The 5,042-nt window shown below is 40.6% G+C and carries 4 protein-coding genes; 1 reads left to right on the top strand and 3 read right to left on the bottom strand.

All coding sequences use genetic code 11. The features are described 5' to 3' along the window. Nucleotides 1-154 precede the first annotated feature (154 nt). Nucleotides 155-1,531, bottom strand: a complete 1,377-nt coding sequence (brnQ, locus tag H5975_RS07275; protein WP_204785487.1) for a branched-chain amino acid transport system II carrier protein — start codon at nucleotides 1,529-1,531, stop codon at nucleotides 155-157. A gap of 468 nt (nucleotides 1,532-1,999) precedes the next feature. Between brnQ and rlmD the strand changes: the two genes are divergently transcribed. Beyond that, entirely contained in the window at nucleotides 2,000-3,424 is a 1,425-nt protein-coding gene (gene rlmD / locus H5975_RS07270) for a 23S rRNA (uracil(1939)-C(5))-methyltransferase RlmD (RefSeq protein ID WP_204785486.1), read from the top strand. Nucleotides 3,425-3,482: 58 nt separating this feature from the next. Here rlmD and H5975_RS07265 read toward each other — a convergent pair whose 3' ends face one another. Then, the gene (locus tag H5975_RS07265; RefSeq protein ID WP_204785485.1) at nucleotides 3,483-4,634 is read right to left on the bottom strand and encodes an ArgE/DapE family deacylase; all 1,152 of its coding nucleotides are present in this window, start codon (nucleotides 4,632-4,634) and stop codon (nucleotides 3,483-3,485) included. A gap of 21 nt (nucleotides 4,635-4,655) precedes the next feature. Continuing rightward, the coding region (locus H5975_RS07260) for an ABC transporter permease subunit (RefSeq protein ID WP_204785484.1) at nucleotides 4,656-5,042 on the bottom strand (387 nt) is incomplete at its 5' end.

Genomic DNA, 5,042 nt, shown 5'->3' with positions numbered 1-5,042 from the left:
GCGATTTCATTGTAACAGAGGTTTACCTCTGTTTTTTTGTTTAAAACACAAAAATGGCATTGGTATAGAGATGAAAAATCTCTAACCAACACCATTTGGTGTAGAACCAGTTTGAATTGAAACTCTGAACGGATCTTTTTAGTAATTCATAGATTTAATTTTTCTCTAATGCTGTGGCGTTCACCCGTACCCGGTAGAAGTGGACACCTAATCCTAATACTAATCCAACTAAGGCTGGCACTAACCATGACATTCCCATGCTTGCTAATGGTAAATGTGCACGGAAAGCTGCAACACCCTTACCAAATGCGCTTGCACTAACAACCTTTGGAAAGGCAACGACCATATCGCCAAGTGCTGGAACAACCGTAAATAATACGACGAAGAAGTATACAGCACTATCACGATGGAATAATGGTGAGAATACAGATAAGAGGATTAATACTAATACTAATGGGTAAAGGAACATCAACATTGGCGTTGACCATGCGATGATTGTATCTAATCCAAAGTTAGCGGCTAAGAAGGAAGCTAACGTAGTAAGTGCTAACCAAGTGTGGTATGAAACCTTTGGAAAATGCTTATGGAAATCTTGTGCAAAGGCAGCAACTAATCCCACTGCAGTAGTTAAACAAGTAACGGTGATCAAGACAGCCAGTACTGCTTGACCAAATGCACCACCATAGTAGTTAACAACTTGAGTAAATGCGACCCCACCATCAGCAGAAAGCTTAAAGTGACCAAGTGACATTGCACCAACAACGATTAATAAAGCGTAGATTACAGCAACCATACTCATTGATAGTAAACCAGCCTTACCAACAACTTTGGCTACGTCTTTTTCGCGTTTCTGACCCATTTGACGAACTGCGTGAACAACAGTTACACCAAATGCTAATCCAGCAGGAGCATCCATCGTGTTATAACCTTGCAGGAAACCATTAACTACTGAAGAATGAAGATAAGCTGACGTAGCAGGAGTAGCCATTGGGTTACCTAATGGACGTAAGAAAGCAACTAAGAACATCACAAACAATAATGCCATAAACATTGGGTTCAATACTTTACCAACGTTCGAAAGGATATCATTTTCACGGTAAGAAAATGCAAATGCTAACAAGAAGAATACCGCTGAGAAGATGAACAGTGCTAATTGCTGATCAGCCTTTGTAACAAATGGTGCGACCCCAACTGTAAATGAAACGGAAGCTGTCCGGGGAGTCCCAAAAAGTGGACCGATGGTTGCGTGAATTAAAACCATAAAAACAAGTGCAAAACTAACTCCTAATGGACGACCCACATCATAAACACCTTCAGAACGGGTTACTGCAATGGCAAGTACTGATAGTAATGGCAACAGAACCCCTGTCAACAGGAATCCAACTGTTGCTCCAACCCAGTGGCCACCAGCTAATTGGCCTAAGTGAAGAGGAAAAATCAAGTTTCCAGCCCCAAAAAATAAACCAAATAGTAACGAACTGACGACGAGATACTGTTTCGTCGTTAACTTATGTGATGCCAAATCATTCATAATTTTCCCTCCAATAACTTTTTGAATGAGTTTTTCGAACCCAACAAAAAAGTCCCTTGACCAAGCTTTTGCTCAGTCAAGGGACGCCTTGCGCGGTACCACCCTCGGTTTATACTAACATTACTGCCAGTACCTTAATACGTACGGTGAACTACTGTTCACGATACGCTAACACGATAATGGGTGTCATACCACTGAATCTTGGACAATCCAGGCTCGAAAGTGATTTTCAATACTCTTACATTCTCTCCCCTCGCACCAAACGGGATTCGCTTTAGATTAAGAGCACCTACTCTTCTTTCTCATTGTGTTCGAATAATTAATTTATGTGAACATTCTAATTAAAATTTAATGATTCGTCAAGGCCTTTTTTCATCTTTTTTGAATTTATATTTTATCCGGAAATGTTTAGGGATAGAATATGCTAGAATAATACATTGTTAAAAACGCTAATTAAGGAGGCTGAGCATGACCCAACGAAAGCACCATCAATCATTTCACCATTCGAACCGTCACACACAATCACCTATTGAAGTTAACATTGGTGATCGGTTCCCACTTACGATCAAAAAATTGGGAGTAGAGGGCCAAGGAATCGGTTATTTTAAACATAAGGTTTGTTTTGTCCCAGGAACAATTCCAAATGATGTCATCGTAGCGGAAGTAACCAAGGTCCATGAAAAATATCTCGAAGCTACTATTCATCGCTTAAAAAAGCCGAGTGCTGATCGGGTCATTCCCAAAGATGACTATGCCATGGAAGCGGGTGGGTTTGAATTTGAAAACTTAGCCTATCCTGCCCAATTACGTTATAAACGTCAAATGGTCATTGATAGTCTTGCTAAATTTAAGCCACTTGGTTATCGACATTATGAAGTCCGGCCGACGATTGCTTCTGAATATCAGTACGAATATCGTAATAAGGCACAATTCCAAATTCGCAATCAAAATGGTAAGGTCGTTGCTGGCCTTTATAAATCTGGAACTCATGAAGTTGTTGATATGGAGACGTGCGCTGTTCAAATGCCTGGCATTATGAAAATCATGCGAGCCTTAGTTGATCAAATCGAACAACTGAACATTCCCCTTTACGATGAAACCAACCATAGCGGTATCCTAAAAACAATTGTAATTCGGGAGTCCATGGCCACTCATGAGTTTCAGGTTACATTCGTTACCAATAGTCCAAAGCTATTGAAAAAACACCAGCTAATCACCTTTATTCAAAGTAATTTTCCAGAAGTGGTCTCCATTATGCAAAACATCAATCCAGGAGACACTCCTCTCATTTGGGGTAATGAAACGCTAAAGCTAGCTGGTAAAGATCACATTACTGAGAGCCTAATGGGACTCGACTTTTTACTATCGGCTCGTTCATTCCTTCAGTTAAATCCTTATCAAACTGAAACCTTATACGAAGAGGCTGCTAAAGCGATGGAATTAGGTCCGGATGATACCCTAGTGGACGCATATGCCGGAATTGGAACCATCGGACTCTCCCTGGCAAGTCGTGTTAAACAAGTTGTTGGGATGGAAACCATTCCAGAAGCAGTCGCCGATGCTAATCAAAATGCTCAACTCAATGACATTACGAATGCTCGTTATGAGGTTGGCTCCGCTGAAGAACTGTTACCAAAGTGGCGTTCAGAAGGTTTGCACTTTGATGCATTGGTAGTGGACCCTCCGCGGACGGGATTAGATGCTAAATTAATTGAACAAATCCTGGAAGAAAAACCGGCTAAATTTGCCTATGTTTCGTGTAACATGGCTTCATTAGCACGTAATTTAGCCCGTCTTGTTCCAACTTACCATGTTGACTATATTCAACCAGTCGATATGATGCCACAAACACCACGGTGTGAAGCGGTAGTAAAATTAAGCTTACAAAATTAACCATAGGAAAAGGCCCTAGCGTTCTAACAGAGCGTTAGGGCCTTTACTATAGGAGATTTTATTCAAAGAAGTGGCTAATTATATTTTTATAAACATTAACGGTTGCGAGATAACTAGAAATAGTCGTGTATTCATTAATCTGGTGTGCTACATTCCATTCATCTGCCCCAAGAACAATTACCGGTAAGTCTTGGTTGTGTTTAACAAAAACACTGGCATCGGTAGCACCATTAATTACAGTCAGTTTTGGTTGAACATGATTAGCAACATCATGATATGCATCTTGTGTAGCTTGCAAGGCGTTTTTCACGAAATGGCTGTCAGGATCAGAAGCAACAGGACGGAAATTATGGATTAACTCAAAAGTTAACTGACCATCGCTATTTGCGTTAATTTCATCAATCGTTTGCTTAATTCGGGCAATGACATGATCATTATCAAATGCTTTAGTTGGTCGAATATTACCCTTAATAGCGGCAAAATCGGGAATCGTATTAACTTGATCACCACCATTGATTACCGTAACACTATGTTTGACTTTCCCTAAGTAGGGATCAAGAGGAGCGTCATCAAACAATGTCCGTTCTTTAATACAATAATCAACTAATGCGTCGATTGCGTTCGTTCCATTTTCTGGTTGTGATGAATGAACCGACTTACCAGTACTTGTGATTCGATAATTCAAACTTCCTGAGTGGGCATATACAACGTTACCACTGGTCGGTTCACCAACCACTAAACCAACCAAGTCTTTAGCAACTCCAGCGGCTTCTAGTCGATTAGCACCTGGTGTCCCATATTCTTCACCAGCTGTGGCAATAAAACGAACATGTCCTGCTGGGAGTTGTCCCTGATCATGCAATTCAATGAGTGCAATTACTTCAGCGGCTAACCCGCTCTTCATGTCGGCAGCGCCACGCCCATATAATCGATCACCATCTTGATAAGGATCAAATGGGCTTGTATGCCATTTGTTTTCATCGCCCACTGCAACAGTATCCATGTGACCAGTAATACCAAGAACTTGGTCACCAGTACCAAAATCAACTGTTAAGTTAGCTCGATCATCACCAAAAGCATCAATCTGGGCATCAATTCCATGCTTAGCAAATAACTTTTTTAAATATGTGGCAACTTCAATTTCATTACCATTGACCGAATTAATTTTGATCAAATATTTTAGGATTTGGATCTGTTCTTCTTTCTCCATCCTGTCGCCTTCTTATCTTTTTTACCGACTTTGGTGGTTAACCCGTTTAGCAAGCCAATCACCAACTAATTGAATAATCACAACTAACAATAAAACTAAAATGGTTGCTACAACGGTAACGTCATTGTTAAACCGGTTATAACCGTATGAAATAGCAGTATTACCTAAACCACCGGCCCCAATGGCACCAGCCATTGCTGTTAAACCAACTAAACTAATTAAGGTTACTGTTGAAACTCGTACTAACTCAGAACGTGCTTCTCGTAAGTAAACGTTAAAAATAATGTCAGTGTTAGTGGCACCTAAGGCCTCGGCTGCTTCCACTTTTCCTTCGCTCACACTTTCTAAGGCCACTTGAACCTGACGTGCGTAAAATGGAAAGACTCCTAATGACAAAGGCACTAATGC

The sequence above is a fragment of the Limosilactobacillus coleohominis genome, assembly GCF_016901675.1.
Lineage (GTDB): Bacteria > Bacillota > Bacilli > Lactobacillales > Lactobacillaceae > Limosilactobacillus > Limosilactobacillus intestinavium.
The sequence above is the reverse complement of the archived record's forward strand: the minus strand, read 5'-3'. Positions and strand labels throughout refer to the sequence as shown.